This window comes from Arenimonas sp., assembly GCF_035721105.1.
Classification (GTDB): Bacteria; Pseudomonadota; Gammaproteobacteria; order Xanthomonadales; family Xanthomonadaceae; genus Arenimonas.
Window position 1 is genome coordinate 1 of sequence record NZ_DASTNG010000041.1, and the last position, 25,671, is coordinate 25,671.

21 protein-coding genes and 4 tRNA genes are annotated in these 25,671 nt (G+C 70.5%); 17 read left to right on the forward strand and 8 right to left on the reverse strand.

The genetic code is table 11. The features are described 5' to 3' along the window. The 3 genes from VFQ84_RS05785 to VFQ84_RS05795 form a co-directional block, all read left to right on the forward strand. Positions 1 to 4,253 (forward strand): Ig-like domain-containing protein (locus tag VFQ84_RS05785; RefSeq protein WP_325130153.1); only part of this gene is annotated, 4,253 nt, incomplete at its 5' end. A gap of 29 nt (positions 4,254 to 4,282) precedes the next feature. Then, the gene (locus tag VFQ84_RS05790; protein WP_325130155.1) at positions 4,283 to 7,912 is read left to right on the forward strand and encodes a hypothetical protein; all 3,630 of its coding nucleotides are present in this window, start codon (positions 4,283 to 4,285) and stop codon (positions 7,910 to 7,912) included. Continuing rightward, positions 7,912 to 10,410, forward strand: a complete 2,499-nt coding sequence (locus VFQ84_RS05795; protein ID WP_325130157.1) for a hypothetical protein — start codon at positions 7,912 to 7,914, stop codon at positions 10,408 to 10,410. Before VFQ84_RS05790 ends, VFQ84_RS05795 begins: the two co-directional genes overlap by 1 nt. Positions 10,411 to 10,423: 13 nt before the next feature. Here the strand turns inward: VFQ84_RS05795 and VFQ84_RS05800 are convergent, their stop codons facing one another. The 4 genes from VFQ84_RS05800 to VFQ84_RS05815 form a co-directional block, all read right to left on the reverse strand. Continuing rightward, entirely contained in the window at positions 10,424 to 10,912 is a 489-nt protein-coding gene (locus VFQ84_RS05800; protein WP_325130160.1) for an asparaginase domain-containing protein, read from the reverse strand. A gap of 59 nt (positions 10,913 to 10,971) precedes the next feature. Beyond that, the gene (locus VFQ84_RS05805; protein ID WP_325130162.1) at positions 10,972 to 11,331 is read right to left on the reverse strand and encodes a DUF2069 domain-containing protein; all 360 of its coding nucleotides are present in this window, start codon (positions 11,329 to 11,331) and stop codon (positions 10,972 to 10,974) included. Then, positions 11,328 to 11,921, reverse strand: coding sequence for an NAD(P)H:quinone oxidoreductase (gene wrbA, locus VFQ84_RS05810; protein ID WP_325130163.1), 594 nt, complete (start codon positions 11,919 to 11,921; stop codon positions 11,328 to 11,330). The genes VFQ84_RS05805 and wrbA overlap by 4 nt, the downstream gene beginning before the upstream one ends. Before the next feature lie 102 nt (positions 11,922 to 12,023). After that, positions 12,024 to 12,395, reverse strand: coding sequence for a helix-turn-helix transcriptional regulator (locus tag VFQ84_RS05815; protein WP_325130165.1), 372 nt, complete (start codon positions 12,393 to 12,395; stop codon positions 12,024 to 12,026). A gap of 158 nt (positions 12,396 to 12,553) precedes the next feature. Between VFQ84_RS05815 and VFQ84_RS05820 the strand changes: the two genes are divergently transcribed. Together VFQ84_RS05820 and VFQ84_RS05825 are read left to right on the forward strand one after the other, a co-directional pair. Beyond that, complete coding sequence (locus tag VFQ84_RS05820; protein WP_325130168.1) at positions 12,554 to 13,831, forward strand: YihY family inner membrane protein; 1,278 nt, start codon at positions 12,554 to 12,556, stop codon at positions 13,829 to 13,831. Further along, positions 13,828 to 14,394 (forward strand): TlpA disulfide reductase family protein, encoded by a 567-nt coding sequence (locus tag VFQ84_RS05825; protein ID WP_325130170.1) that lies wholly within the window; start codon positions 13,828 to 13,830, stop codon positions 14,392 to 14,394. Before VFQ84_RS05820 ends, VFQ84_RS05825 begins: the two co-directional genes overlap by 4 nt. On the opposite strand, the gene ppk2 is transcribed toward VFQ84_RS05825, so the two are convergent. From ppk2 to hemA, 4 genes are all read right to left on the reverse strand, one after another. Continuing rightward, positions 14,395 to 15,171: a polyphosphate kinase 2 gene (gene ppk2 / locus VFQ84_RS05830; protein WP_325130172.1), complete on the reverse strand. Its 777-nt coding sequence runs from the start codon at positions 15,169 to 15,171 to the stop codon at positions 14,395 to 14,397. A gap of 153 nt (positions 15,172 to 15,324) precedes the next feature. Further along, on the reverse strand, positions 15,325 to 15,846 hold the full coding sequence (moaB, locus tag VFQ84_RS05835; protein WP_325130174.1) for a molybdenum cofactor biosynthesis protein B: 522 nt from the start codon (positions 15,844 to 15,846) through the stop codon (positions 15,325 to 15,327). Next, entirely contained in the window at positions 15,843 to 16,928 is a 1,086-nt protein-coding gene (gene prfA, locus VFQ84_RS05840; protein WP_325130177.1) for a peptide chain release factor 1, read from the reverse strand. Before prfA ends, moaB begins: the two co-directional genes overlap by 4 nt. Continuing rightward, positions 16,906 to 18,177, reverse strand: coding sequence for a glutamyl-tRNA reductase (hemA, locus tag VFQ84_RS05845; RefSeq protein ID WP_325130179.1), 1,272 nt, complete (start codon positions 18,175 to 18,177; stop codon positions 16,906 to 16,908). Before hemA ends, prfA begins: the two co-directional genes overlap by 23 nt. 100 nt (positions 18,178 to 18,277) lie before the next feature. Here hemA and VFQ84_RS05850 point away from each other — a divergent pair, with 100 nt between their 5' ends. The 12 genes from VFQ84_RS05850 to VFQ84_RS05905 all read left to right on the forward strand — a co-directional run. Then, the gene (locus tag VFQ84_RS05850; protein ID WP_325130181.1) at positions 18,278 to 19,924 is read left to right on the forward strand and encodes a tetratricopeptide repeat protein; all 1,647 of its coding nucleotides are present in this window, start codon (positions 18,278 to 18,280) and stop codon (positions 19,922 to 19,924) included. Continuing rightward, positions 19,921 to 20,517, forward strand: a complete 597-nt coding sequence (gene lolB / locus VFQ84_RS05855) for a lipoprotein insertase outer membrane protein LolB (RefSeq protein ID WP_325130183.1) — start codon at positions 19,921 to 19,923, stop codon at positions 20,515 to 20,517. The genes VFQ84_RS05850 and lolB overlap by 4 nt, the downstream gene beginning before the upstream one ends. Further along, positions 20,514 to 21,380 carry a 4-(cytidine 5'-diphospho)-2-C-methyl-D-erythritol kinase gene (gene ispE, locus VFQ84_RS05860; RefSeq protein WP_325130185.1) on the forward strand — a complete coding sequence of 289 codons (867 nt, stop codon included), beginning with the start codon at positions 20,514 to 20,516 and terminating at the stop codon, positions 21,378 to 21,380. Before lolB ends, ispE begins: the two co-directional genes overlap by 4 nt. A gap of 23 nt (positions 21,381 to 21,403) precedes the next feature. Beyond that, positions 21,404 to 21,481: transfer RNA gene (locus VFQ84_RS05865), tRNA-Gln, on the forward strand. A gap of 50 nt (positions 21,482 to 21,531) precedes the next feature. After that, complete coding sequence (locus VFQ84_RS05870; protein WP_034210472.1) at positions 21,532 to 22,488, forward strand: ribose-phosphate diphosphokinase; 957 nt, start codon at positions 21,532 to 21,534, stop codon at positions 22,486 to 22,488. Between the two features lie 141 nt (positions 22,489 to 22,629). Next, complete coding sequence (locus VFQ84_RS05875) at positions 22,630 to 23,310, forward strand: 50S ribosomal protein L25/general stress protein Ctc (RefSeq protein WP_325130189.1); 681 nt, start codon at positions 22,630 to 22,632, stop codon at positions 23,308 to 23,310. Between the two features lie 63 nt (positions 23,311 to 23,373). Then, positions 23,374 to 23,955, forward strand: a complete 582-nt coding sequence (pth, locus tag VFQ84_RS05880) for an aminoacyl-tRNA hydrolase (protein WP_325130191.1) — start codon at positions 23,374 to 23,376, stop codon at positions 23,953 to 23,955. A gap of 66 nt (positions 23,956 to 24,021) precedes the next feature. Continuing rightward, the gene (gene ychF / locus VFQ84_RS05885) at positions 24,022 to 25,113 is read left to right on the forward strand and encodes a redox-regulated ATPase YchF (RefSeq protein ID WP_325130193.1); all 1,092 of its coding nucleotides are present in this window, start codon (positions 24,022 to 24,024) and stop codon (positions 25,111 to 25,113) included. A gap of 72 nt (positions 25,114 to 25,185) precedes the next feature. Further along, positions 25,186 to 25,271, forward strand: a tRNA-Tyr gene (locus tag VFQ84_RS05890). 38 nt (positions 25,272 to 25,309) lie between these two features. Continuing rightward, positions 25,310 to 25,383 (forward strand) — tRNA-Gly (locus VFQ84_RS05895). Positions 25,384 to 25,421: 38 nt separating this feature from the next. Further along, positions 25,422 to 25,497: transfer RNA gene (locus VFQ84_RS05900), tRNA-Thr, on the forward strand. Positions 25,498 to 25,530: 33 nt separating this feature from the next. After that, the coding region (locus VFQ84_RS05905) for a GTP-binding protein (RefSeq protein ID WP_325130195.1) at positions 25,531 to 25,671 on the forward strand (141 nt) is incomplete at its 3' end.

Genomic DNA, 25,671 nt, shown 5'->3' on the forward strand with positions numbered 1-25,671 from the left:
CCATCATCGACGCCGTCGACGACGTGGGCACGGTGGCCAACGGTGCTGCTGGCGGCGTGGCCGTGGCTGATGTCCTGGTCAATGACACGCTCAACGGCGCTGCGGCGACCTTGGCGGACGTGTCCCTGACGCAGGTTTCGACCAGTAGCCCGAACGTGACTCTCAATCCGGCGACGGGTGCTGTGGATGTGGCCGCCGGTACGCCAGCGGGTACGTACACCTTGGTCTACGAGATCTGCGAGATCCTCAATCCGACCAACTGCGACACCGCGACCGTGACGGTCACGGTGGGCGCGGCCGTGATTGATGCGGTCGACGACACCGGTTCGGTGGCCAGCGGTGCCACCGGCGGCGTGGCGGTCCCGGACGTGCTGGTCAACGACACGTTGAACGGCGCGCCGGCGAGCCTCGCGACGGTCACGCTCACCCAGATCAGCACGACCAATCCGAACGTGACGCTGAATCCGGCGACGGGTGAGGTAAACGTCGCGCCGGGTACCCCGGCGGGCACCTACACGGTCGTTTACCAGCTCTGCGAGATCCTCAACCCGACCAACTGCGACACGGCGACCGTGACGGTCACGGTGGGCGCGGCCGTGATTGATGCGGTCGACGACACCGGTTCGGTGGCGAGTGGTGCCAGCGGCGGCGTGGCCGTGGCTGATGTTCTGGTCAACGACACGCTCAACGGTTCGTCGGCGACGCTGGCGACGGTCACCCTGGCTCAGGTCAGCACGACCAACCCGAACGTCACGCTGAACCCGGCGACCGGTTCGGTGGATGTCGCGCCGAGTACCCTGGCCGGCACCTACATGGTCGTGTACCAGATCTGCGAGATCCTCAACCCGACGAACTGCGACACCGCGACCGTCACGGTCACGGTGGGTGCGGCCATCATCGACGCCGTGGATGACACCGGTTCGGTGGCCAGCGGCGCGACCGGCGGTGTGGCGGTCCCGAACGTGCTGGTCAACGACACGCTGAACGGCGTGCCGGCCACGCTGGCGACGGTCACGCTGACCCAGGTCAGCACGACCAACCCGAACGTGTCGCTGAATCCGGCGACGGGTGAGGTGAACATCGCGCCGGGTACCCCGGCCGGCACTTACACGGTCGTGTACCAGATCTGCGAGATCCTCAACCCGACCAACTGCGATGCCGCGACGGTTACGGTCACGGTTGGTGCGGCCGTGATTGATGCGGTCGATGACACCGGTTCGGTGGCCAGTGGCGCCACCGGCGGCGTGGCGGTCCCGAACGTGCTGGTCAACGACACGCTCAACGGTTCGCCGGCGTCGCTGGCGACGGTCACGCTGACCCAGGTCAGCACGACCAACCCGAACGTGACCTTGAGCCCCGCGACGGGCGCGGTGGATGTCGCGCCGGTTACGCCGGCCGGCACCTACACGGTCGTGTACCAGATCTGCGAAGTCTTGAACCCGACGAACTGCGACACCGCGACCGTCACGGTGACGGTGGGTGCGGCCGTGATCGATGCGGTCGACGACACCGGTTCGGTGGCGAGCGGCGCGACGGGCGGCGTGGCCGTGGCTGATGTTCTGGTCAATGACACGCTCAACGGTTCACCGGCGACGCTGGCGACGGTCACGCTGACCCAGGTCAGTACGAGCAACCCGAATGTCACGCTGAACCCGGCGACCGGTGCAGTGGAAGTTGCTGCCGGTACGCCGGCCGGTACGTACACCCTGGTCTACGACATTTGCGAGATCCTCAACCCGACCAACTGCGATACCGCGACGGTTACGGTCACGGTGGGTGCGGCCGTGATTGATGCGGTCGACGACACCGGTTCGGTGGCGAGCGGCGCGACGGGCGGCGTGGCCGTGGCTGATGTTCTGGTCAATGACACGCTCAATGGTTCGCCGGCGACGCTGGCGACGGTCACCCTGGCCCAAGTAAGCACGACTAACCCGAACGTGTCGCTGAATCCGGCGACGGGCGAAGTGAACGTCGCGCCGGGTACGCCGGCGGGTAAGTACACGGTCGTGTACCAGATCTGCGAGCTGCTCAACCCGACCAACTGCGACACCGCGACCGTCACGGTGACGGTGGGTGCGGCCGTGATTGATGCGGTCGACGACACGGGCACGGTGGCGAGTGGTGCCACCGGCGGCGTGGCGGTCCCGGACGTGCTGGTCAACGACACGCTCAATGGTTCGCCGGCGACGCTGGCGACGGTCACCCTGGCCCAGGTCAGCACGACCAACCCGAACGTGTCGCTGAATCCGGCGACGGGTGAGGTGAACGTCGCGCCGGGTACGCCGGCCGGCACCTACACGGTCGTGTACCAGATCTGCGAGATCCTCAATCCGACCAACTGCGACACGGCGACCGTCACGGTCACCGTGGGTGCCGCGGTGATCGACGCCGTGGACGACACGGGCACCGTCGCCGATGGCGGCGTCGGCGGCGTGGCGGTGCCGGACGTGCTGGCCAACGACACGCTCAACGGCGTGCCGGCGAGCCTGGCCACGGTCGTCATCACCCCGCTGGCGTCCAGCCACCCGAACGTGACCCTCGACCCGGCCACCGGCCAGGTCACCGTCGCGCCGGGCATTCCGTCGGGCAGCTACACGGTCACGTACCGCATCTGCGAGATCCTCAACCCGGCCAACTGCGACGAGGCGGTGGTCACCGTCACGGTCGTCACGGGCGACCTCGCGCCGGTGGCCGTGGACGACGCCTTCGCCGGCGACGAGGGCGCGCCGATCCCGGGCGATGCCGCGGGCAACGACACCCCGGGCAACATCAGCAGCACCTACACGCTGGTGTCGCAGCCGCCCAACGGCACCGTTGCGATGGCGCCGGACGGCAGTTTCGTCTACACGCCCAACGCCGGCTTCGTCGGCCCCGACAGCTTCCCGTACCAGGTCTGCGATGCCGACGGCGACTGCGCCAGTGCCGTCGTCACCGTCAACGTGGTCCCGCTGGCCGGCAAGCTGCGCCTGCAGAAGGTCGTCTCGGCCCGCGAAGTCAGCCCGGGTGCGTTGGTCGCCTACACGCTCACCGTGACCAACATCGGCGACCTGCCGGTGGTGGCCGCCGACGTCATCGACGTGCCGCCCAGCGGCTTCGCCTACGTGCCGGGCAGCATGACCGTGGTCGACGCCGACAACCTGGCCGTGGCCAGCGGCACCGGCCCGATCACCTTCGCCGGCATCGACATCCCGGTCGGCGGCACCGCGACCATCCGCTACCTGCTGCGCGTGGGCGCCGGCCTGGCGCCGGGCGAGTACGTCAACGAAGCCACCGTCTACCAGGGCGGCATCGCGGTCAGCAACACCGCCGCCGCGGCCGTGATGGCGGGTGCCGGTCTCGACCCGGACTTCGAGCAGACCCGCATCTGGGGCAAGGTGTTCGACGACGTCAACGGCGACGGCTGGCAGGACGCCGGCGAGCGCGGCATCCCCGGCGTGCGCCTGGCGACCGTGGAGGGCCTGGTCACCGAGACCGATGCCCAGGGTCGCTTCCACATCGAAGGCCTGGTGGTGTCGAACCAGATGCGCGGCCAGAACTTCGTGGTCAAGGTCGACCCGAGCACGCTGCCGGACGGCGCCGTGTTCACCACCTCCAACCCGCTGATGCGCCGCATCACGCCGGCCGTGCCGACGCGCTTCGACTTCGGCGTGCGACTGCCGCCGTCGCCGCAGGCCACGCAGGTGGTCGAGCTCGAGCTTGGCGCCGTCGTGTTCGCGCCGGGAAGCAGCGAGATCCGGCCGCAGTTCAAGGCGGTGATCGAGCAGATGGTGGAGCAGCTGCGCAAGCACGCCGGTGGCGAGGTCAGCATCCAGACCGTGTCCGGTGAAGAGGCGCTGGCCTTCGACCGGGCCGTGCGGGTCCGCGACGAACTGCTGGCGCGCCTGGGGGACCAGGCCGCGGAAGGCCTGCGCGTCGAGGTGCTGCAGGCGGACCAGGCGAAGCTGCTGTCGGTCGGCCAGTCGCTGCACATCGCCAGCCTGCTGTTCGACACCGACAGCGACGCGCTGCGCGCCGGCAGCGAGCCGCTGATCGACGCCATCGCCCGCGCGGTGGCCGACGCCAGCTGCGGCTGCGGCGAGATCGTGATCACCGGCCGCGCCGACCTGCGCGGCGATGCCGAATACAACCAAGCCTTGTCGCTGCGTCGCGCCGAAGCGGTTCGCCGCGCCGTCGAGGCCAGGCTGGCACCCGAACAACGTACCCGCCTTCGGGTCGTCACCGAGGGCGCCGACGCGCCGGGAGTGAACCCGTGAACAGGAATCGCCGAGTCGTGAAGACGCGCATGAAACTGCTGGACTGCACCCTGATCGGCCTGCTGGCCGGCCTGGGCACCCCTGCCTGGGCCCAGGACGCCACCGATGCCGGCGCCGGCGTGCACTGCGACGCCAGCGGCTGCGCCGATGGCGACGGCGTCGTGCTGCGGATCCGCAGCCGTGGCGAGGCCGACGCCAAGGCCGGCGACGACGGCCAGCTGCAGTCCGATCGCCGCGTCGATGTCGAGCAGGCGCCCGCGGGCCGCACCGAGGTGCGCGGCCGATTCGCCGTCGACCTGCCCGGTGGCGGCCTGCTCTGGGCCACCGAGGATCCCCAGCTGGCCCAGCCCAACCTCAACGTGCAGGCCAGTCCGCTGGTGCCGTTCGAAGGCGGGCGGATCACCCAGCCGGTGCGCTTCATGAGCTACAGCAACTACCCGGCCTTCGCCGAGAAGCACCAGCTGGTGATCTTCCGCGGCACCGACCTTGACCGGGTGTCGCCGTTGGCCACGATCGACCTGCCGGCGACGGCGGTGGGCGAGTTCACTTGGGATGGCGAGCTGCCGGCCCAGCCGGCGCTGCGCGAAGGCGATGAGCTGCAGTACGTGCTGCGCGCGATCGCCGCGGACGGCAGCACCGACGAGACCTTCCCGAACCGCCTGACGCTGGTGCGGCCCGACGACGTGCTGCGCGCCCAGCAGGCGCTGGGCCGCGACGCCGATCCGCGCCTGGGCAGCCTGGATGCCGCGCAGGTCGAACAGCGCCGGCTGGCCGAGGCCGTGGTGGGGCAGGGCAACCTGCGCCAGCAGAACATCCCGATCTACGGTTCGCGCGTGCGCATCGTCGGCCAGGACATCCCCGAGGGCCAGTCGCTGAAGATCGACGGCCGCGCCTATCCGGTCGACCTCGATCGCAAGTTCGCGGCGGAGTTCCTGCTGCCGGTCGGCAAGCACGCGTTCGAGATCGAAGTGGGTGACCGCGACGCCGCGGTGCGCCGGACCCTGGACGTGGACGTCAGCGGCCGCTACCTGTTCGTGGTGGCGCTGGCCGACGTGACCGTGTCGGGCAACAGCGTCAGCGGCGCCGTGGTGCCGGTCGGCGTCGACGACCGCTACGACGACGTGATCACCGAAGGCCGGCTGGCCATGTATCTCAAGGGCAAGGTCCAGGGTAAATACCTGGTGACCGCCCAGGCCGACACTCGCGAGAACGAAGTCGGCGAACTGTTCGACGGCTTCCTGGACCCGGACGCGCGCGACGTGTTCCGTCGCCTCGATCCGGACCAGTACTACCCCGTGTACGGCGACGACTCGACCACCTATCGCGACGTCGACACCCAGGGGCGGCTGTACGTGCGCGTGGACTGGGACAAGAGCCAGGCGCTGTGGGGCAACTTCGAGACCGGCCTGGCCGGCACCGAGTACGGCCAGTACGTGCGCAGCCTCTACGGCGGTGCCATCGCCTGGCGCAGCCGCGCGTCCACCGACCTGGGCGAGGCCCGCCACACCCTGCGCGCCTTCGGCTCCGAAGCGCAGAGTGCGCCCGGCCACAGCGAATTCCTCGGCACCGGCGGCAGCCTGTACTACCTGCGCCACACCGACGTCCTGCCGGGCTCGGACAACGTGGTGCTGGAAGTGCGCGACCCGCTCACCGGCCGGGTCGAGACCCGCGTCGACCTGGTGCGCGACGTCGACTACGAGATCGACGAACTGCAGGGCCGCCTGCTGCTGACCCGCCCGCTGCTGCAGATCGTGCGCGACAACCTGCCGACCATCATCCGCGACGCGCCGCTGGACGGTTTCGAGAACCGCCTGCTGGTCGACTACGAATACATCCCGGCGGGCTTCTCGGCCGACCAGGCCACGGCCGGCGTCAGCGGCAAGACCTGGCTGGGCGAGCACGTCGCCGTCGGCGGCACCTACGTCGACGAACAGCGCAGCGGCGAAGACTACCGCCTGGCGGCCGTCGACGTGACGCTGCAGGCCGGCCGCGGCACTTACCTCAAGGTCGAGCAGGCCCGCACCCAGGCCACCAGCGCGCCGGTGTTCTACTCCGACAACGGCGGCCTGGGCTTCACCCAGCTCAACCCGGTGGCCGGCAGCCGCGAGGGCGACGCGCGCAGCGTCGAGGCCCGCGTCAACCTGCTCGAACGTGGCCTGACCACGCGTGAGTGGACCCTCGGCGCCTGGTGGCGCGACCTCGACGCCGGTTTCTCGGTGGCGCGCCAGGACATCGGCCTGCCGATCCAGGAACAGGGCGCCGAGTTCGCCGGCCAGGTCAGCGACGACCTGCGCCTGAGCGGTCGCTACAGCGATGCCCGCCGCGGCGCCGACGGCGTCGAGCAGGCGCAGGTGATGGCCGAGTGGCGGCTCTCGGACGCGAGCCAGCTCACCGGTGAACTGCGCGGCGTCACCGAGACCCGCAGCGGCCTGGCCGCGACCGGCTCGCTGGCGGCCCTGCGCTACAGCCAGCGGGTGGGGCAGTCGCTCGACCTGTACGGCACCGGCCAGGTCACGCTGGACGACGACGGCGGCAGCTACGCCGGCAACGACGCGGTGACGGTCGGCGGTCGCTACTCGTTCGAGAACCTGTCGACGCTGGGCGCGGAAGTGACCTCGGGCCAGCGCGGCGATTCGGCCAGCGTCAACGGCGAATACCGGCTGAGCGAGCGGCACGCGCTGTACGGCAGCTACACCTACGCCACCGACAGCACGTCGGGCGACCCGCTGTACGGCGGCACGCCGACCGGCCTCACGGTGGGGCAGCGCTGGCGCCTGTCCGACCAGGTCAACCTGTACAACGAAAGCCAGTTCCTGAAGGCGCGCCAGGAAAGCGGCATCGCCCACACCTACGGCATGGACTTCTACCCGGGCCTGGGCTGGACGCTGGGCTTCACGCTGCAGGAAGGCGAGCTGGAATCGGCGCTGGGCCAGGTCGATCGCCAGGCGGTCAGCGTCAGCGCCGGCCGTACCGATCCGTCGGTGACCTGGAACAGCAAGCTCGAATACCGCGAGGACCGCGGCGTCGAGCAGCGCACGCAGTGGGTGAGCACCAACCGCCTGGGCTGGCGCGTGAACGAGGACTGGCGCATCGCGGCGCGCTTCAACTACGGCGACACCGAGGACGCGATCGATCCGCTGGCCAACGCCCGCTTCGTCGAAGGCAACGTCGGCTTCGCGTATCGCCCGGCGGCCAACGACCGCCTGGCCCTGCTGGGCAAGTTCAGCTACCTGCAGGACCTGAGCAGCCTGGGCCAGGACACGCTGGCCGATTACGACCAGCGCACCCGCATCCTGTCGCTCGAGGGCATCTACCGCCTCACCCGGTCCTGGGAAGTGGCCGGCAAGCTGGCGCACCGCGAAGGCGAGGCGCGCCTGGCGCGCAACGCCGGACCCTGGTTCGACACCACCGCCGACTTCGCCGCGGCGCAGGCGCGCTACAACCTGCACCGCCAGTGGGATGCGCTGGCCGAGTACCGCTGGCTGCGCGTCGACGAGAACGACAGCGAGCGCAAGGGCTGGCTGGTGGGCGTCGATCGCCACCTCGGCGACAACTTCCGCCTCGGCGTGGGGTATAACTTCACGAGCTTCAGCGATAACCTCACCGTGCTCGACTACGACCAGAAGGGGTGGTTCCTGAACGTGACGGGTACTTATTGATGGCAGGGATCGGCCGCGGCCGCGGCATCCTGCTGGCCGCGACGTTGGCGATCAGCCTGGTTCCCGCGGCGCAGGCCCAGGTCCAGCGCACGCTGGTGAACCTGGGCTTCGAGCAGCCGGCGCTGGGCGCGCCGGCCTGTTTCCGGCTGATCAGCGAAACCATCGTGCCGGGCTGGACCACCGACCACCCGGTGGGCGCGACCCAGACGCTGACCTGCAGCAACACCAACATCCCCGGCGCCCCGACCACCGGCCCGGTGATGGAGTTCTGGACCAATGGCTTCAACAGCACCCCCTCGCGCAACGGCGTACAGCACGTCGAGCTGAACGCCTCGGTGTCGTCGCGGATGTCGCAGTCCGCCTGCCTGGTCAACGGCGAGGCGGTCAGCTGGGTCTTCAGCCACCGCGGACGCGGCAGCGCGACGGTCCAGGACGTGATGTCCTACCTGGTCGGCGCCGCGCAGATCGTCCGGGTCGGCACCACCAGCAGCGGCACCGGCGGCGTGCTCGTCACCAGCCAGGGCACCGCCACCTCCGCGGCGGGTCCGAACGGCTGGCGTGACTACAGCGGCAGCTTCACCTATTCGGGCCCCACCGGCATCACCAACCTCGGATTCCTGGCCGTTTCCACCGGCAGCGGCAGCACCAGCGTCGGCAACTTCCTCGACGACGTGCAGATCAGCCTGCGGCCCTTCGTCGAGTTCGTCGCCGCCACCAACACCAAGGCCGAGGGCACCGCCGCCAGCAGCGTCAACATCCCGCGCGTGCGCGTCTCGGGCACGGTGCCCGCGGGCGGCATGACGATCACGGCCACCATCACCGGCGGCACGGCCGTGCTGGGTGCCGACTACACCACCCCGGGCAACAGCACCACGCTGTCCCTGGCGATCCCGGCGGGCGCGTACGACGGCATGGATGCGTCGAGTGAGTTCGCGCTGCCGGTGACCCTGGTCAGCGACGGCACTGCCGAGCCGAACGAGACGATCACCTTCAGCCTGCCCGCGCCGGGCGGCGCCACGCCGGCCTACCTGGTCTCGAGCACGGCCAGCTGTGGCGGGGTGGCGATCGCCGCCAATACGCTCACGATCACCGACGCCGTGGCGCGCGTCACCCTGCTCAAGACCGTCACGTCGAGGCCGGTCGGCGGCAGCAGCGGTTTCACCATCAGCGTGCTGCACAGTAACAACGCCGTGGCCACCGCCAGCACCGGCCTGGGCAGCGGCACCAGCAACGGCAGCGCCAGCACCGGCGTGCAGCTGGTGACCCCGGGCGTGCCCGTGACCGTCAGTGAAGTCCTGCAGGCCGGCAGCAGCCATTCGCTCGACCAGTTCATCGCCAGCGTCAGCTGCAGCAACGCCACCGGCGGCTCGGCCACGGCGCTGCCCAGCGGCCCCGCCGCGAGTGCGAGCTGGAGCTTCACGCCGGCCAACAACGACCAGATCACCTGCACCATCACCAACGCCGCGCGACCCGCCACGCTGTCGGTCACCAAGTCGGTGGCCAGCCGCGCCGATGCGGCCGACCAGTTCACGGTGGCGGTCGTCCAGGATCCGGGCACGCTGCTGGGCAGTGCCACCACCAGCGGCACCGGCACCAGCGCCAGCACGGGTCCGATCGACCTGCCGTCGGGCACGGCCACCTATTCCGTCACCGACGCGATGGCGGCCGGCAGTGCGTCGGTGATCGGCCAGTACACCGCCACCATCAGCTGCAGCAACGCCCGCGCCGGCGCGCCGGCCGCGGTGACCGTCACCGGGACGGCGCCCACCTGGGGCATCGCGCAAACCGCCGGCGACATCATCAGCTGCACCGTCACCAACACGCGGCTGCCGGCGCGGATCGTGCTGTCGAAGGCATTGGCGGGCCCGCGCTTCAACAGCGCCGACCAGTTCCGGATGACCGTGGCCGGGCCGGGGGGGACCAGCGCCAATACCACCGGCAGCGCGGCGACGGTCACGGGCGGCACGGTGACCGTCGCCACCGCGACGCCGGGCAGCGCCTACACCCTGTCCGAGGCGATGGCGCCGGGCAGCGTGTCGCCGCTGTCGGCCTACGGCAGCAGCATCGCCTGCAGCAACGCACGTGCGGGCGCGGTAACGGCGCTGCCGTCGGGCGCCGGGACCAGCTTCGCGCTGACGCCGCTGGCGGGCGACAACATCACCTGCACCCTGACCAATTCGCCGCAGGCCCCGAGCCTGTCGGTCACCAAGACCGACGGCACCGGCACCTACGCGCCGGGTACGAACGCCAGCTACACGATCGTGGTGGGCAATGCCGGTCCCGGCATCGCCAACGCCGCCACCGTGGTGGACAACCTGCCGGCAGGCGTCACGCTGGCGGCGCCCTGGACCTGCGTGGCCAGCGCGGGGTCGTCGTGCCCGGCGAGCGGCGGCAGCGCCGGCGCCAGCACGGTGTCGCTGTCGGTCAACGTGCTGGCCGGTGGCAGCGTCACCATCACCGTCCCGGTGAGCTACAGCGCGGTGCCCGGCGACTACTGACGCCGGCGGGGATTCAGCCGGCGGCTTCGAAGCGGTTGGCGGCGACGTTCTTGCGGACCTTCAGCGGATCCCAGATCCGGCCGTTCATCGCGATGTAGACGCCCGGCGCCTGCGACTGCACGGCGCCGACCGCGGTGCCGATGTTGAATTCGGCGTCCGAGCCGCGGAAGCCCGCGGGATTGAGCGCACCGGTCAGCACGATCACCTTGTCGCCGAGGCTGGCCAGCACGCGGGCGGTATCGACCATGGTGTCGGTGCCGTGGGTGACCAGCACGTGCCGCGCGGGCTGGGCGGCGATGGTCGCGCGCAGCAGTTCGCGGTCGGCCTCGGTGATGTGCAGGCTGTCCTTGCGGATGATCGGGATGACCGTGAAGCGGAAGGCGACGCCCAGCTCCTTGAGGATGCGGCCGATCTGTGGCTCGCCCACCTGGTAGTCGGACTTGTCGTCGAAGTACACCTTGTCGATGGTGCCGCCGGTGGTGACGATCAGCAGCTCTTCCATGGCGGGGTCCTCGGTGTCGACGTGGGGGTCGACGCAGTGCGGTCGACGCGAAGCCGTGATTATACGGCGGGCGGCGGCGTGCGCTTGGCGAAGCGGGCGCGCATGCCGTCCCAACTGGCCGCGACCACCAGCAGTGCCGACACGCCGGCTTCAAGCAGGCCGAGCAGGCGCAGCTCCGGCGTGGACCAGGCCACCATCACGCCGTGGCTGAAGTAGAGCAGGGCGGCCAGGGCGCCCCAGAACCCGGCCTTGCGGTGTCCGGGCAGCGACAGCAGCAGGGCCGGCAGCAGGGGCAGGGCGAAGAACGCGACCATCGCCCAGGGCGCCTGCTGCGGCGGCGCCAGCACGCCGTGCCAGGCCACCAGCAGCGCGAACAGCGCCCAGATCGAGACCCGCGCCAGCCAGGCCATCGGGCTCATTCCTGCAGCCTGCGCGCCGTGTCGGCGAGACGCCGCCCGAGGGCACGTGCGAGTGACTTTTCATCGTCCGAGGGCTGCGGGTCGTCCTGCGCGCCGGCGACGTGGCTGGCGCCGTAGGGCGTGCCCCCGGTCCGGGTGCTGCTGAGCGCGGCCTCGGTGAAGGGAATGCCCAGCACCACCATGCCGTGGTGCAGGAGCGGCACCAGCATCGTCAGCAGGGTCGATTCCTGGCCTCCATGCTGGGTGGCGGTGGACGTGAACGCGGCGCCGGGCTTGCCGACCAGGGTGCCCGAGGCCCATTCGGCACCGAGCGTGTCGATGAAGTGCTTCAGCGGCGCCGCCATGTTGCCGAACCGGGTCGGGCTGCCGATCGCCAGGCCCGCGCACTCGGCCAGGTCCGCTTTGGTGACGTAGGGCGCGCCGTCCTCGGGCACGGGCGCGGCGGCGGTTTCGGTCACCGGCGCCACCGGCGGCACCGTGCGCAGGCGCGCCTGCATGCCGGGCACTTCCTCCACGCCGCGTGCGATCTGGCGCGCCAGCTGCGCGACCGAGCCGCCGCGGCTGTAGTAGAGGATCAGGATGTCGGGCATGGCGTCGATCCGCGGGTCGGGAAGTCCGCGCGAAGCCTAGCAGAAGCCGGGTTGGACCCGGCGCGAAGACGGGGTGTCGCCGGCCTCGCGCCCGGCGCGCCCTCAGTCGGTGTCGGCCGCGAGGGCCTCGACCTTTTCCACCAGCGACAGCTGGGCCAGGGCGTCGAGGCGACGGAACGCGAGCAGCAGGCGCTCCTCGGTTTCACTCTGGGCGACGTAGTCGAGCACGAAGGCCGGCGCCTCCTCGCCCTCGCCGCCGATCACCCGGGCGCCGCGGCCGGTCGCCAGCCACTCGAAGGACACGCCGGTGGCGAGGGCGATCTCGGTCATGTGGCCCACGGTCGGCCGCACGGCGGTATCCCGCTCCCATTGCGCCACCGCACTGCGGCCCAGGCCCAGGCGTTCGGCAAGTTGCGCCTGGGACAGCCTGGCGTCCTTCCTGCATCGTCTGATTCGCTCGGCGAGGCCGTTCATCGGGGTTCCAGCGGTGGGGGGATGGGGAAAGCAACGTGTCCGGGGGGCAGGGGCGGCCGGACAGCCGTGCATCATGCGCCCGTTGCCGCCGCGGCGTCCGTGGCCTGCGTCACGGCGTCGTCGGCGGAGGCCCGGCCCGGCTTTGCTACCATCGGCCGATGAACCTGATCGACGCCCTGCGCCGCTGGCTGGACCGCATCGACCGGGAACGGGTCAGTGCCTTCAGCCAGTTCCTCTGGACCCGCTTCCTCGACGACCGCTGCTTCGAGACCGCGGGTGCGCTGGCTTACACCACCCTGTTCGCGCTGGTGCCGCTGAGCATGGTGGTGTTCGGCATCCTGTCGGCGTTCCCGGTGTTCGACACCTGGAGCGCCCAGCTCACCAACTTCGTGTTCTCCAATTTCGTGCCCAGTTCGGCGCGGGTGGTCGAGGACTACCTGCGCAGCTTCGCCAACAACACCAGCAAACTCACGCTCACCGGCGTGGTCGCGCTGCTGGTGTCGCTGATCCTGGCGATGTACAGCGTCGAGTCCACCTTCAACCGGGTCTGGCGGGTGCCGACGCCGCGCACGCGGCTGGTGCGGCTGCTGATGTACTGGACCCTGCTGACGCTGGGCACCCTGCTCGCGGTGGCCAGCCTGGCGGTGACGTCCTACCTGTTCTCGCTGCCGGCGCTGTCGGGCCTGGAATCCCTGAGCTGGCGCGATCGCCTGTTGGCCTACCTGCCCAACCTGGTGGAGCTGATGGCGTTCACCTGCGCCTACTGGCTGATCCCGCACCGCAGCGTCGCCTTCCGCTTCGCGCTGGCCGGCGGCCTGCTGGCGACCCTGCTGTTCGAACTGGCCAAGCGCGGTTTCGCGGCCTATCTGTTGGGCGTGCCGACCTACGAGAAGCTCTACGGCGGCCTGGTCGTGGTGCCGATCTTCATGCTCTGGCTGTACCTGAGCTGGGTGGTGGTGCTGCTGGGCGCATCCTTTGCCGCCTCGCTGTCCTCCTTCCGGTTCCAGCCCCGCGCGCTGCAGCTGCCGCCGGGCACCGAACTCTATGGTTACCTGCGCCTGCTGGGCCGCCTGGAGCAGGCGCGCGCCAAGGGCCGCGGGCTGCACATGCTGGACCTGCAGGACTGCGAGCCGATGCTCACCGACGACCACCTGCGGCGCATGCTGGCCGGGCTGTCGGACCTGGACATCGTGCGCCGCGCCGAGGACGGCGCCTGGCTGCTAAGCCGCGACCTCGGGCAGGTCAGCCTGGGCGAACTGCACGAGCGCCTGGCGCTGCGCATCCCGGGCACCGAGGCTACGCTGCCCGGGTTCGACGATCCCCTGGGACGCGACGCCCTGCGCGCGCTCGACCACCTGCGCAAACCGCTCGACGAGCCGCTGTCGCGCAGCGTCGGCAGTTTCTTCACCTGCAAACCGGACAATGCCCGCCCATGACGATCCGAATGAAGCTGCTCGCGCTGGTTCCCGCCCTGGCCCTGCTGGCCGCCTGCCAGCCCGCGTCCGAGGCGCCCGTCGCCGCGGATGAGCCGGCGCTGGCGGCTGCCCCCGACGCCGCGCCGGCGGCGGACGCGCCCGCCGAGCCGCCGACCCATCCGACGCTCGTGGTGCAGACCCTGGACCACGGCACCTTCGACCTGTCGGCCGAGCGCGGCGGGTGGGTGGTCGTGAACTTCTGGGCGACCTGGTGCAAGCCCTGCCTGAAGGAGATCCCGGACTTCAGCGCCTTCGACGCCGCCCGCGACGACGTGAAGGTGATCGGCCTGGCCTACGAGGAAATCGACGAGGCGGCGATGCGCGAATTCCTGGCCAAGCGGCCGGCGGGCTATCCGATCGCGCTGCTGGATGTGTACAACCCGCCCGCGGACTTCGAGACCCCGCGCGGCCTGCCGATGACCTACCTGATCGCGCCCGACGGCCGCGTGGCCAAGAAATTCCTCGGCCCGGTGACCTCGCAGGAGCTGGCCCTGGCGATCACCGAGGCCGGTGCCGCCGGCTGATCAGAAGGCGCCCTTGATCGGCTTCACCGGCCCGGTGTAGCGCTCCTTGCCGGGCTTGCCGCGCAGCGGCGGAAACGCGATGACGGGGGCCGGGACGGCGTGGTCCGGCAACTGGTCGAGCAGGTGCCGGATCAGGTTCAGGCGGCCGGTCTTCTGGTCGTTGAAATCCACCACGTGCCACGGCGCCCAGCGATGATGGGTGGCCTTGAACATGGCGTCGCGGGCGCGGCCGTAGTCGGCGTACTTCTCCCGCGCCTTGACGTCGATCGGCGACAGCTTCCAGCGCTTGAGCGGGTCCTGCAGGCGTTCGGCGAAGCGCTTCTCCTGCTCGGCCTGGTCCACTGCCAGCCAGTACTTGAACAGCAGGATGCCGTCGTCCACCAGCTGGCGCTCGAACACCGGCACCTGCTTCAGGAAGGCCTGCACCTGTGCCGGCGTGGCGAAGCCCATCACTTTCTCGACGCCGGCGCGGTTGTACCAGCTGCGGTCGAACAGGGTGATCTCGCCGGCCGACGGCAGGTGCGGCACGTAGCGCTGGAAATACCACTGCCCCAGCTCGCGCTCGCTGGGCTTGGACAGCGCCACCACGTGGCACTGGCGCGGATTCAGGCTCTGCGCGATGGCGTTGATGGCGCCGCCCTTGCCGGCCGTGTCGCGCCCCTCGAACACCACCATCAGCCGCTTGCCGGTGTGCTGCAGCCACCGCGCCGCGGCGTTCAGCTCCACCTGCAGCTTCTCGAGCTCTGCCTCGTATTCCTTGCGCTTCAACTTGGCCATGTCAGTCCCTATTTATGGACGCGGATTTACGCGGATAAACGCGGATAGAGCAGAATCCTTCCTGGTCGCGCCTTGCCTTCCACAACTCGCCGAAAACCAATCAAAAAGCTCTTGTTCTATCCGCGTTTATCCGCGTAAATCCGCGTCAAGAAACTAGCCTTCCCGAAGCCGGGGCCGCAGGTTGGCCAGGTTGCAAGGCCGGGTCCGGGCATCGAGCTGGGCGCGGATCAGCTTCTCCCAGCCCGTGCGGCAGGCCGAGGTGGAGCCGGGCAGGGCGAACAGGAAGGTGGCGTTGGCCAGGCCCGCGAAGGCGCGCGACTGCAGGGTGCTGGTGCCGATTTCCTCGAAGCTCAGCACCCGGAACATCTCGCCGAAGCCCGGCATTTCCTTGTCCAGCAGCGGCCGCAGGGCCTCCGGGGTCGAATCGCGCCCGGTGAAGCCGGTGCCGCCGGTGACCAGGATGCCGTGCACGGCCTCGTCGGCGATCCAGCGCGAGGCCAGGGCGCGCAGGGCGTACTTGTCGTCGCGGACGATGGCGCGCTCGTGCAGCACGTGGCCTTCGGCGCGCAGGGCCTCGGCGAGGTAGTCGCCGGAGCTGTCGTTCGCCTCGGTGCGCGTGTCGGATACGGTCAGCACGCACAGGTGCAGCGGGATGAAGTCGGTTCCGGCGCTCACGCGGCCTCCGTCAAGAGCTTGAGTTCATCGGCCTGGTGTTCGCGGGTCAGGCGATCCACCAGTTCGTCCAGGTCGCCGTCGAGCACCTGCGGCAGCGCGTACAGGGTCAGGCCCTCGACCCGGTGGTCGGTGATGCGGCCCTGGGCGAAGTTGTAGGTGCGGATGCGCTGGCTTCGGTCGCCGCTGCCCACCTGCAGCCGGCGCGCCTGCGCCTGGGCGGCGCTCTGCTTGCTGCGCTCGGCGTCGAGCAGGCGCGACTTGAGCAACGACAGCGCGCGGGCGCGGTTCTTGTGCTGGCTGCGCTCGTCCTGGCACTCCACCACCACGCCGGTGGGCAGGTGGGTGATGCGGATCGCCGAGTCGGTCTTGTTCACGTGCTGGCCGCCGGCGCCCGAGGCGCGGAAGGTGTCGATCTTCAGGTCGGCGTCGCGGATGTCGATCTCGTCGATGTCCTCGAGCTCGGGCAGGATCGCCACGGTGGCCGCCGAGGTGTGGATGCGGCCCTGCGACTCGGTCGCGGGCACGCGCTGCACGCGGTGGGTGCCGGACTCGAACTTGAGCCGCGAATACGCGCCCTTGCCCTCGATGCGGGCGACGATTTCCTTGTAGCCGCCGTGCTCGCCCTCGCTGGCCGAGACGATCTCCACCTGCCAGCGGCGGCGCTCGGCGTAGCGCGCGTACATGCGGAACAGGTCGCCGGCGAAGATCGCCGCCTCGTCGCCACCGGTGCCGGCGCGCACTTCCAGGAAGAGGTTGGCTTCGTCGCGCGGGTCGCGCGGCACCAGCAGCAGCGACAGCTGGTCGTCCAGCGCCGCCAGCCGCGCCTGCGCGGACGGGATTTCCTCGTCGGCCAGCTCGCGCAGCTCCGGGTCGGCGCGCATCGCCTCGGCGGCCTGCAGGTCCTGCTGGGCGCGGGTCCATTCGGCCAGGCCGGCGGCGACCGGCTCGAGCTGGGCGTATTCGCGCGACAGGGCGCGGAAACCAGCGTTGTCGGCCATCACCGCCGGGTCGGCCAGCAGCCGGCCGACTTCCTCGTGGCGCTCGGCCAGGGCCTCGAGCTTACGACGAAGGCTGGGAGTCATCGGGCGTGTCGTAAAGGCGGCTGGCCGCGCGCAGCAGGTCCAGGTCGCCGTCCAGCGCGGCCTGGCGCAGCGCGGCGCTGGGCGCGTGCAGCAGCTTGTTGGTGAGCTGGTGCGCGAGCAGCTTCAGGGCTTCCTCGGCCGGCTTGCCCTGGGCCAGCATCTCGCGGGCCCGGGCCAGGGCGTCCTCGCGTGCCGCTTCGCCCTGGCTGCGCAGGGCGCGCAGCGCATCCTGGCGGCCCTGGGCGCGCCACCAGGCCATGAAGTGCTCGACCTGCAGGTCGATGATGGCCTGCGCCTGCTCGGCGGCGTCGCGGCGCGAGGCGCGGTTTTCCTCGATCACCTGCTCCAGGTCGTCGACGGTGTACAGGTAGACGTCGGGCAGCTGGGCCACGCCCGCCTCGATGTCGCGCGGCACGGCGAGGTCGAGCAGGAACATCGGACGATGCTTGCGCGCCTTCAGCGCCGCCTGCACGGCCGCGGTGCGCAGCACCGGTTCGCGGCTGGCGGTGGCGGTGATGACGATGTCGGCCTCGGGCAGGTGGCGCTCGAGTTCGGTCAGCGGCAGCGCGTAGCCGCCGTGGCGGCTGGCCAGGGCCTGGGCGTGTTCGAGCGTGCGGTTGGCGACCAGCAGGCGCTTGGCCTTGGCGTCGACCAGGTGTCGCGCGGCGAGTTCGATGGTGTCGCCGGCGCCGACCAGCAGCACCGTGGCGCGGTCGAGTTCGCTGAACACCTGGCGCGCCAGCCGCACCGCGGCGTAGGCGACCGAGACCGGGTGGGCGCCGATGCGGGTGTCGGTGCGCACGCGCTTGGCGACCTGGAAGCTCTGCTGGAACAGGCGGTCGAGCGGCGTGCGCAGCGCGTGGTGCTGGCGCGCGGCCTGCCAGGCTTCCTTCACCTGGCCGAGGATCTGCGGTTCGCCCAGCACCAGCGAATCGAGGCCGGTGGCGACCCGGAACAGGTGCCGCACGGCCTGGTCGTCGCGGTGTTCGTACAGGTAGGACGACAGCATCTCGGGCGCCAGCCCGTGGTGCCGCGCCAGCCACTCCGTGACCGCGGATTCGCGGCCTTCGCTCACCTGCACGTAGATCTCGGTGCGGTTGCAGGTCGACAGCAGCGCGGCTTCCTCTACGCCCGGCACCGACGACAGCCCGGCCAGCGCGCCCGGCAGCTGGCCGGCGTCGAGCGCGACGCGCTCGCGCAGCGACAGCGGCGCGGTCTGGTGGTTCAGGCCTAGGGCAAGCAGGGGCATGTCGGGGGCCAGCGTCGGCGCGGGGTGCGCTAAGCTTTCGCGGGCTGGGCTCTCGTCTTGGGTACCGGCCCGTATTCTAGCCCCAGGCCGCGCAGACCCCATGAACCGGCGCCACCCTTGCCTTCACGTCCTGCTGGCGCTGCTGCTCGCGGCCCCGGTCGCGGCCGAGCGCGCACCGCCGCTGGGCCAGGTCCTGGCCGGCGAATTCGCGCTGCAGCAGGGCGACCTGCCGGCGGCGGCGCGGCACTTCGCCGAGGCTGCCCAGGCGTCCGCGGACCCCGCGGTCGCCGAGCGCGCGACCCAGGTCGCGCTGGTCGCCGAGCAGCCCGCGCTGGCCCGGCGCAGCCTGGCCCGCTGGCGCGCGCTGGCGCCCGGCGTGCCGGCCATGCACGGCGCGGCGGTCCGGCTGGCGCTGGGGCAGGGCGACCAGGAGGACGCGATGGACGCGGCGCGGGCGCTGCTGGCGCTGGGCGACCCGGGGTTCGACGTGCTGCTGGTGGTGCTGTCGGAGTCCCGCGGCGATGCCGCCGTGATCGCCCGTTCGGTCACCCGCGGGCTGTTCAACGACGGGGCGCTGCCGGCGCGCCTGTCGGCGTGGCTGCGCTGGGCCGGCGTGGCCCGCCGACTCAAGGACCGGCCGCTGTCGGAGCGGATCGTCGACGAAGGCATGGCGCGTTTCCCCGACGATCCGCGGGCCCGGCTGCTGGTCATCGCCCGGCTGCGCGAAGCCGGCGACCTGCCCGCCGCCCGCGAGCAATTGCAGGCGCTGCGCGACGGCGGCGGCATCCCGCCGGAGCTGCGGCGGGTGGCCGCCAGCGAATTCGCGCGCCAGGGCGACCTGCGCTCCGCCGCCGACCTGCTGGGCGCCGGCGAGCAGGACGACGCCAGCCTGGGCCAGCGCGCCAGCTGGCTGGTGACCGCCGGCGATCGCGCCGGGCTGCAGTTGCTCTACGCCGAACTCAAGGCCGGCGGCGCGGTGCCGCCGCCGCCGCGCCGCCTGTTGCTGGGCCACGTGGCAGAATCGCTGGGCCTGTGGGACGAGGCCGAGCACTGGTACCAGGGCGTGCCGCATGGCGCCGGCAGCGACCTGGCCCTGCTGCGCCTGGCCAGCCTGAACGACCAGCGCGGTCGCCCGGAGCGCGCGATCGAGCGCCTGAAGGACCTGCAGTCCGACACCAGCGCCGACGGCGAGCGGGTGCGCGACAGCTACCTGCTCGAGGCCGACATCCTGGAGCGTGCGCAGCGCGCTGAAGACGCCCGGCGCGCGCTGGACCGCGGCCTGGCGGTATTCGAGGGTGACCCGGTGCTGCGCTATGCGCGGGCGATGCTGTTCGAGCGCCTGGACGAGGTCGACGCGGCGCTGGCCGACCTGCGCGCCATCATCGATGAGAACCCCGAGGATGCGCAGGCGCTCAACGCCTACGGCTACACCCTGGCCGAGCGCCGGGGCGACTTCGCCGCCGGCCTGCCCTACATCGAACGCGCCCACGCGCTGCAGCCCGAGTCCGCCCCCATCCTCGACAGCCTGGGCTGGGTCCGCTTCCGGCTGGGTGAGCGCGAGGAATCGCTGGGCCTGCTGCGCGAGGCCTGGGAGCGCCTGAAGGACCCCGAGATCGCCGCCCACCTCGGCGAGGTCCTGTGGACACGGGGCGACCAGGACGCGGCGCGCGCGATCTGGCGCGAAGGCGCCGCCATCGACCCCGACAACCGCGCGCTGCGGCGCGCCCTGGAGACGTTCCAGCCATGAAGCCCTGGTTGCCCCTGCTCTGTCTCGCCGCCCTGCTGTCGGCCTGCACGCCGGCGCCGCTGCGCCGGAGCGGCGACGCCGCGCTGCTGTCCGCGCAGGCCGCCCGCGAAGCCGCGCTCGCCGAAACGCCCGACTGGTCGCTGTCGGGCCGGCTGTCGGTCAGTGCCGGCGGCGACGGCGGCAGCGGGCGCCTGGACTGGCGCCAGCAGGGCGGGGATTTCGAGATCCGGCTGGCGGCGCCGGTCACCGGCAAGAGCTGGCGCCTGCGCCAGCAGGGCGACGTGGCCACGCTCGAAGGCCTCGAGGGCGGGCCCCGCACCGCCGCCAACGCCGAGACCCTGCTGTTCGAGGCCACCGGCTGGCGCCTGCCGGTGCAGGCGCTGGCGGCCTGGGCCCGCGGTGCCCGCGCCGGCGCCGGCGCTGACATCGAATTCGGCCCGGACGGGCTGCCGGCACTGATTTCCGAGCAGGGCTGGCAGGTCGAGTACCGGGAATGGGACGCCGCCGAGCCGGCCCGGCCGCGCCGGGTGTTCGCCCGGCAGGGCGACCAGGCCAGCGTGCGCCTGGTGGTGGAGGCCTGGGACGCCCCATGACCGCCGCCGACCGCGACGGCTGGCGCGCCTGGCCGGCGCCCGCCAAGCTCAACCTGTTCCTGCGCATCCTCGGCCGCCGCCCCGACGGCTACCACCGGCTGCAGACCGTGTTCCAGCTGCTGGACTGGGGCGACACGGTGCGCCTGCGCCTGCGCGACGACGGCCAGGTCCGGCGCGCCGGATCGGCCGGGTATGGGGTGGCGGAGGCCGATGACCTCGTCGTCCGTGCCGCCAAATTGCTGCAAAAAGAAGCCAATGTCCGCCAAGGTGTGGACATCGAGGTCGAAAAGCGCATTCCGCTCGGCGGCGGCTTCGGCGGCGGATCTTCGGATGCGGCCACCGTGCTGGTGGCGCTCAACCACCTCTGGCGGGCCGGCCTCGGGGAAGACGCGCTGGCCGCGCTGGGCCTGCGGCTGGGGGCCGACGTGCCGGTGTTCGTGCGCGGCCGCAGCGCCTGGGCCGAGGGCGTGGGCGAGGAACTGACGCCGGTCGACCTGCCGCCGGCTGCCTACCTGCTGGTCGATCCGGGCGTAAGCGTGCCCACCGCCGAACTTTTCCAAACCCCTGATTTGACGCGGGATGCAGCCCCGGCGACAATTGCCGACTTCGTTTCTGGCTCCGAGCTCGGCAATGCCTTCGAGCCGGTGCTGCGTCGCCGCTCGGAAGCCGTCGAGGCCACCCTGCAGGCGCTTTCGCAGCTCGGCCCGGCGGCCCTGACCGGGACCGGCGGCGGCTGTTTCGCGCGCTTCGGCGCGCGCGCCGACGCCGAGGCCGCACGGCTGCGCCTGCCCCCGGGCCTGCGCAGCTGGGTGGCGGGAGGCGTGGCGGTGTCGCCCTTGCATCGGGCGCTGTCGCCGGGCTGAGACGGCAACGAAGAAAACCGCGATGGGGCGTCGCCAAGTGGCCTAAGGCACCGGGTTTTGATCCCGGCATTTCGTAGGTTCGAATCCTACCGCCCCAGCCATCCACCGGACGCACCACCGTCCCCCGACCGCGAACGAAAAGGCAGATCCCATGAGCAAGCAGAACCTGCTCGTCTTCACCGGCAACGCCAATCGTCCGCTGGCCCTGGCGGTTTGCCGCCAGCTCGGCATTCCGTTGGGCAAGGCGCAGGTGGGGCAGTTCTCGGACGGCGAAGTGCAGGTCGAGATCGAGGAGAACGTGCGCCGGCAGGAGGTGTTCGTCATCCAGTCCACCAGCGCCCCGACCGCCGAGAACTTCATGGAGCTGCTGGTGCTGATCGACGCGCTCAAGCGCGCCTCGGTCGCCAGCGTCACCGCGGTGGTGCCGTACTTCGGCTACGCCCGCCAGGACCGCCGCATGCGCTCCTCGCGCGTGCCGATCACGGCCAAGGTCGCCGCCAAGATGTTCACCGCCGTCGGCACCGACCGCGTGCTCACCGTCGACCTGCATGCCGACCAGATCCAGGGCTTCTTCGACATCCCGGTCGACAACGTCTACGCCTCGCCGATCCTGCTGGCCGACATCTGGCGCAGCCAGGGCACCGACAACATGGTGGTGGTGTCGCCGGACGTCGGCGGCGTGGTGCGTGCCCGCGCGATCGCCAAGCGGCTCGACGACGCCGACCTGGCCATCATCGACAAGCGCCGCCCGAAGGCCAACGTCGCCACCGTGATGAACATCATCGGCGACGTCGAGGGCAAGACCTGCGTGCTGGTCGATGACATCGTCGACACCGCCGGCACGTTGTGCGCGGCCGCCGCGGCCCTGAAGGCCAACGGCGCGAAGAAGGTCGTGGCGTATTGCACCCACCCGGTGCTGTCGGGTGCGGCGATCGCCAACGTCAGCAATTCGCAGCTCGACGAGCTGGTGGTCACCGACACCATCCCGCTGTCGGAAGCGGCGCGGGCCTGCCCGCGCATCCGCCAGCTCAGCGTCGCCGAACTGCTGGCCGAAACCATCCGCCGCGTCGCGTTCGGCGAGTCGGTCAGCTCGCTGTACGTCGACTGAGGCAAGCGGGGCAGGGGATCCGGGATCGGCATTCGCGAGTGCCGATCCCCGATTCCCGGTCCCGGGAACGACGCAGGGCCTGGTCGCGGGCACTGCGGAACGCGCCGAAGGGCGCACCACACTGAAGAAGGCAACATCAACATGGCTACCAACCACAACATCACGGCCACCGGCCGCAAGGACGAGGGCAAGGGTGCGAGCCGCCGCCTCCGTCGCAGCGGTCACGTGCCGGCCATCGTCTACGGCGGCCACGCCGACCCGCAGAGCATCCAGATCGAGCACAACCACCTCTGGATCGCCAGCCAGAACGAGTGGTTCTACTCGGCCATCCTCGACATGAACGTCGACGGCAAGGTCCAGAAGGTGCTGCTGCGTGACATGCAGCGCCATCCGTTCAAGCAGCAGATCCTGCACCTGGACTTCCTGCGCGTGAGCGAGAACGAAGCCCTGCGCGCCAAGGTGCCGCTGCACTTCGTCAACCAGGAAACCTCGCCGGCCGGCAAGTCCGCGGGCGTCGTGGTCACCCACGAGCTCAACGAAGTCGAAGTCAGCTGCCTGCCGAAGGATCTGCCGGAGTTCATCGAGATCGACCTGGCCCAGCTGGCCGTGGGCGACATCGTCCACCTGTCGCAGATCAAGCTGCCCAAGGGCGTGACCCTGCCGGCGCTGGCGCATGCGGGCAAGGAGCACGACCTCGCCGTCGTGATCGCCAAGCACGCCCGAGTCGAAGCCGAGCCCGAGGCGGCGCCTGAGTCGGCCGACGTGCCGGCCGCCAAGGTCGCCAAGCCGGACGCCGCCCCGGCGGCCCCGAAGAAGAAGTAATCCCGCTTTCCCCTCCCTCTCCCCCCGCGGGGAGAGGGTCGGGGAGAGGGGATGCCTTCCCTGGTGGCAGACCTCCGCCTCATCGTCGGCCTGGGTAATCCCGGCGCCGAACACGCCCGGACCCGGCACAACGCCGGGTTCTGGTTTCTGGACGCCCTCGCCAACCAGGCCGGGGCGCGCTTCGGGCTGGAATCCAAGCTGCACGGCGAGACCGCCAAGGCCGAGATCGCCGGCCGCAGCGTGTGGCTGCTCCGCCCCGCCACCTTCATGAACGCCTCCGGCCGCTCGGTCGCGGCGGCGCTGCGCTACTTCAAGATCGAGCCCGAGCAGGCCCTGCTCGCCCACGACGACCTGGACCTGGCCCCCGGCCTGGCCCGGCTCAAGTTCGACGGCGGCCACGGTGGCCAGAACGGCATCCGCGACACCATGCAGCACCTGGGCCACGGCAAGTTCCATCGCCTGCGGCTCGGCATCGGCCATCCCGGCCACAAGGACAAGGTCACCCCCTGGGTGCTGGGCAAGCCCGGCAAGGACGACGAGGCCAGCATCCTGCGCGCCATCGACGACGCCCTGGCCGTGATGCCGCTGGCCGTGAACGGGGAGTTCCCCGAGGCCATGAAGCGCCTGCACACCCCCAAACCCTGAGTCGCCAGCCGCCAGCCGTCCCCGGACCGCTGGCGCCTGGAGATTCGCGAACCGGAAGACAGCACCATGGGCATCAAATGCGGCATCGTCGGCCTGCCGAACGTCGGCAAGTCCACCCTTTTCAACGCGCTGACGAAGGCCGGCATCGCCGCGGCCAACTTCCCGTTCTGCACCATCGAGCCCAACACCGGCGTGGTCCCGGTGCCGGATCCGCGCCTGGCCGAGCTGGCCGGGATCGTGAAGCCGCAGAAGGTCATCCCGACGTCGTTCGAGTTCGTCGACATCGCCGGCCTGGTCGCCGGCGCCTCCAAGGGCGAGGGCCTGGGCAACAAGTTCCTGGCCCATATCCGCGAGGTGGACGCGATCGCCCATGTCGTGCGCTGCTTCGAGCACACCGACATCATCCACGTGGCCGGCAAGGTCGATCCGATCGCCGATATCGAGGTGATCGACCTCGAGCTGGCGCTGGCGGACCTGGAGTCGGTGGAAAAATCGCTTAACCGCGCCGAACGAGAGGCCAAGACCGGCAATAAGGACGCCATCGTCCGTAAAGAGGTGCTGTCGCGCCTGCGCGAGGGCCTCGATGCCGGCAAGCCGGCCCGCGCCCTGGGCCTGAGCGCCGAGGACCGGGCCGTGGTCCGCGACCTGTTCCTGATGACCCTCAAGCCGGTGATGTACGTCGCCAACGTGCTCGAGGACGGCTTCGAGGACAACCCGATGCTGGACCTGGTCCGGGCCCGGGCCGAGAAGGAAGGCGCCCAGGTGGTGCCGGTCAGCGCCGCCATCGAGGAGGAAATGTCCCAGCTCGAGGACGCCGACCGGGCCGAGTTCCTGGCCGAGATGGGCCTCGAGGAGCCGGGCCTGAACCGCGTGATCCGGGCCGGCTACGCCCTGCTGGGCATGCAGACCTACTTCACCGCGGGCGTGAAGGAGGTCCGGGCCTGGCAGGTCCACAAGGGCGCCACCGCGCCCCAGGCCGCCGCCGTGATCCATACCGACTTCGAGAAAGGCTTCATCCGGGCCGAGACCATCGCCTTCGAGGACTTCATCAAGTACCGGGGCGAGGCCGGGGCGCGCGACGCCGGCCGCCTGCGCCTGGAGGGCAAGGAGTACATCGTCCAGGAGGGCGACGTGCTTCATTTCCGCTTCAATGTCTGATCCGGGGCCTCGATTGCGAAAAGGTCGTTGACATTTCCTTTCGCGACCCTGAAAATTGCGGGCTCCCTAGCTGGAGGGATACCCAAGCGGCCAACGGGGGCAGACTGTAAATCTGCTGGCTCACGCCTTCGGTGGTTCGAATCCACCTCCCTCCACCAGCTTTGCAGTGACACCCGGCAACGGGAGCCATCGCAGGGCGGGAGTAGTTCAATGGTAGAACCTCAGCCTTCCAAGCTGATCATGCGGGTTCGATTCCCGTCTCCCGCTCCATTGGATTGAACGCAACACCGCAACACGAAAACGAATTCGCTCATGTAGCTCAGTCGGTAGAGCACTTCCTTGGTAAGGAAGAGGTCGCTGGTTCGATTCCAGTCATGAGCACCACCTTCCACCTTGAATCCTACCGGGTACCTCGAAATGTCCAAGGGTAAGTTTGAGCGCACCAAGCCGCACGTGAACGTCGGCACCATCGGTCACGTCGACCATGGCAAGACCACGCTGACCGCCGCGCTGACCAAGATTGGCGCCGAGCGCTTCGGTGGCGAGTTCAAGGCCTAC

Coding starts and splice junctions, on each gene's coding strand:
- VFQ84_RS05790 (WP_325130155.1), top strand. CDS start 4,283: ATGAAACTGCTGGACTGCACCCTGATCGGCCTGCTGGCCGGCCTGGGC.
- VFQ84_RS05795 (WP_325130157.1), top strand. CDS start 7,912: ATGGCAGGGATCGGCCGCGGCCGCGGCATCCTGCTGGCCGCGACGTTG.
- VFQ84_RS05800 (WP_325130160.1), bottom strand. CDS start 10,912: ATGGAAGAGCTGCTGATCGTCACCACCGGCGGCACCATCGACAAGGTG.
- VFQ84_RS05805 (WP_325130162.1), bottom strand. CDS start 11,331: ATGAGCCCGATGGCCTGGCTGGCGCGGGTCTCGATCTGGGCGCTGTTC.
- wrbA (WP_325130163.1), bottom strand. CDS start 11,921: ATGCCCGACATCCTGATCCTCTACTACAGCCGCGGCGGCTCGGTCGCG.
- VFQ84_RS05815 (WP_325130165.1), bottom strand. CDS start 12,395: ATGAACGGCCTCGCCGAGCGAATCAGACGATGCAGGAAGGACGCCAGG.
- VFQ84_RS05820 (WP_325130168.1), top strand. CDS start 12,554: ATGAACCTGATCGACGCCCTGCGCCGCTGGCTGGACCGCATCGACCGG.
- VFQ84_RS05825 (WP_325130170.1), top strand. CDS start 13,828: ATGACGATCCGAATGAAGCTGCTCGCGCTGGTTCCCGCCCTGGCCCTG.
- ppk2 (WP_325130172.1), bottom strand. CDS start 15,171: ATGGCCAAGTTGAAGCGCAAGGAATACGAGGCAGAGCTCGAGAAGCTG.
- prfA (WP_325130177.1), bottom strand. CDS start 16,928: ATGACTCCCAGCCTTCGTCGTAAGCTCGAGGCCCTGGCCGAGCGCCAC.
- hemA (WP_325130179.1), bottom strand. CDS start 18,177: ATGCCCCTGCTTGCCCTAGGCCTGAACCACCAGACCGCGCCGCTGTCG.
- VFQ84_RS05850 (WP_325130181.1), top strand. CDS start 18,278: ATGAACCGGCGCCACCCTTGCCTTCACGTCCTGCTGGCGCTGCTGCTC.
- lolB (WP_325130183.1), top strand. CDS start 19,921: ATGAAGCCCTGGTTGCCCCTGCTCTGTCTCGCCGCCCTGCTGTCGGCC.
- ispE (WP_325130185.1), top strand. CDS start 20,514: ATGACCGCCGCCGACCGCGACGGCTGGCGCGCCTGGCCGGCGCCCGCC.
- VFQ84_RS05870 (WP_034210472.1), top strand. CDS start 21,532: ATGAGCAAGCAGAACCTGCTCGTCTTCACCGGCAACGCCAATCGTCCG.
- VFQ84_RS05875 (WP_325130189.1), top strand. CDS start 22,630: ATGGCTACCAACCACAACATCACGGCCACCGGCCGCAAGGACGAGGGC.
- ychF (WP_325130193.1), top strand. CDS start 24,022: ATGGGCATCAAATGCGGCATCGTCGGCCTGCCGAACGTCGGCAAGTCC.